This window comes from Glutamicibacter sp., from assembly GCF_035257265.1.
Lineage (GTDB): Bacteria > Actinomycetota > Actinomycetes > Actinomycetales > Micrococcaceae > Glutamicibacter.
In genome coordinates this window covers 1-2,506 of record NZ_DATEXC010000007.1, presented here as the reverse complement: position 1 = coordinate 2,506, position 2,506 = coordinate 1, and the positions used below count along the sequence as shown (strand labels likewise).

Annotated in this window: 1 protein-coding gene; it reads right to left on the bottom strand. The window is 61.7% G+C overall.

Annotated features, from left to right (window positions below; genetic code table 11):
* Nucleotides 1-384: 384 nt before the first annotated feature.
* A complete protein-coding gene (locus VJ369_RS00555; protein WP_324090213.1) occupies nt 385-2,103 on the bottom strand; it encodes a transposase in 1,719 nt (572 codons plus the stop codon).
* Between the last annotated feature and the right edge of the window lie 403 nt (nt 2,104-2,506).

Sequence of the window (2,506 nt, the reverse complement as noted above, 5' to 3'; positions counted from 1 at the left end):
TTCGTCGTCCCGTGGCGCCTGCGGTCGGCGGCCCGGGTCAGGGAAGAGCCCGAGCACTGGGACGACGGCATCGGCTTTCGCTGTGTGCGCCGCCCGCGCCGCCAGCCTTGAGTTTTTGTTCCATTGGCCCCTTGTCTTGCTTTGCTCGTGCGTAGCGCGAGCGCGCCGCATGTGACAATTGTCATTGTCGTGACACAAGTGTCATTTGTCATGCGGGTCAAAATAACAACAACCCGCGATACGATTGTATGCTCCGCACCAGTGCCTCGTGTCCTTTGCTCGCTGCGGTGTGTAAGCGCCGCGGCATGGCACGGCGTAGCTTGCGGCTAGGCGTGACCCCGGCGCGACTGATCCGGTAGCCCAGAAAAGGCAATACCGCAAAAGTCACCCTGTGCCTGTAGCCTGAAGTGCCGGCCACCTCTGACGGAGTCGATCGAACTGAGTTTGGGTCTGTCTCAGGGAACGGCTCTGCAAGCGGAACCGCTGGCGATGTGCAGCAAAGCGCTGCCGTTCCTGAGCCAGGTCCGCCGAGGGGGTGTGACGCAAGGCCCCCAGTAATGTGGCCTCTGTCAGTGGCTGCGGGAGGAGCTCCCAGGCGCCTTGGCGTTGCAGCGTGCGCTGTGTTTGGCCCTTCTGGCCCGTGATCCGCAGCAGGCGGCGCCTTGTCTCGCGAAAGTGGCTTTCCAACGCATTATTGGTCCGCGGGAGGCCCGGCACGTTATAGCAGTGGAACAGCCCCGCCCAATAGCTGCGGCTGACCTCGTCCAGGTGCAGGCGCAATCTCTCCAAGGTTGGTGTGACATCAGGCAGGCGCACCACGGTATCGAGATAGGCGCGCAGTTGCCCTGCCACTTGTTCCCCCGGCATAGGGAGCGTGGCCACGGGTTCTAAAATGTAAGCCATGTCGCGGAGCCAGACCGCACCTTGTTGCAACTCTTGGTATGGCGCAGCCAAGGGGGCTAAAGCCGCCTGGAGGCCTTGATACAGGTGGGCGAGCCGCGGCTCATAGCGCTTAGCCAGCAAGTCGAGGCTCACGCAGGCGACGTTGTGGAGCCGCTCGTAGGTCTCGATGCCGGCCAGCCGAAAGGGCGGCCGGCCTTTGAGTGTGAGCAAGTAGCGCGTGTGGCGCAAGAGCTGCGTGATGACCTGCTCGGCTTCAGGATCGGCCGCCGCGGGGGTGGCAGATGAGGCTGGGCTTGGCAAGATCGGGGGCTCTTCCAAAGGGCTTGGCAACAAGCCTGTCACGGTCAAGATACCCGCTTGGCCGGGTGGCCTCCCGGGGTCTGGCCGGAGCAAGTCGCCCACCTGCTCGCGCACCGTTATGCGCAGCGCACCCTTGAAGGCCGCATCGGCTTCGGCGAGTGGCTCGGCCAGATTCCGCAGATAGTGGGCTTGGCAGAACTGATGCCGGCTGTGGGGCAAGGCTGTGGCAACGGCTGGCACCAAGCCCGTTTGTTTGTCACTGAGCACGGCCAGAATCGGCCACTCCAGGTGCTTCAGGGGGGCGAGGAATGCCTCAAACGTGGGCTGATCGAGCTGCGCCAGCCACCCACTGCGCAGCGTCAGTCCCGTTGATAAGTCGCGTATGAACCAAATTTGTGGCTCGCCCCCTTGGGGCGCGAGACCATCCAGGGCGATGATTAAGCCACCTTGCTCCTGGGCGACCTGGGCCAGTCGCCCGCGCTGCTGACGCTCGTGGCAGGCCAGCAGGGGTAAATACACGTGCTGATAGAGATAGCGCACATGAGCTTCGGAGATGGCGAGCCTTGAGGAGAGGTCGGTGTGAATCTCCCCATAGGTCGCGCGTTGGTGCTGCCGCAGCCAGCCAATGTGGACGAGCACATCATAGCCATACGTGGAGCCGGGAGGCGCCATCCGCTGGGCCTCAGCAGAGAGCAAACGCATGCGCGAGCCCGGACACGTTACGTGCGGGCAGCGGCCCGGTCGCGTGGCAATGGAGAGGAGACGATCGAGCGTCTGCACGGTCTTATCCCACGCGAGGTAGTTCCAGGTAACCAAGAGGTCACCGCAGTGGAGGCAGGTCAGCAGTTCAGGGTGATAAATGATGCGCTCTTCAGCGTATAATCGCTTTGGGGTTCTCATGGGCACCTCCTGGCCAGCGTCTTGTCCACGTTGGTCCGGTTTGAGGGAAGGTTCTTTGCCCATGATAACCCTATTTCCCTCACAGGGTGACTTTTGCGCTACTGCCCTTGTCGCCTTCGGCAGTCACCAGAGTAATATCAGCGCTTGTGTGGGTTTCAGCTTGCACCTGCGTGAGGCGGTTGCTCTGGAGGCCTTCTCGATGTCGTACAGCATATGCACATCCGCAAGTTGGAGACAGTGATGTGACGATAGCTTGCATGGCTCGCTCCTCACAGGGTGGGCGGATTGTCTATGCACTCGTCTCGTGTCTTATCGGCACACTGTGAGTAAACTTGATCCCTACACGAGGAGCCAGACTCTCACAGTCTTGGAGGGACCTTATGCAACAGCCAATGCGCGCGAA

Excerpts from the sequence above, each read along its gene's own strand:
- VJ369_RS00555 (WP_324090213.1), bottom strand. The coding sequence starts at position 2,103 with ATGAGAACCCCAAAGCGATTATACGCTGAAGAGCGCATCATTTATCAC.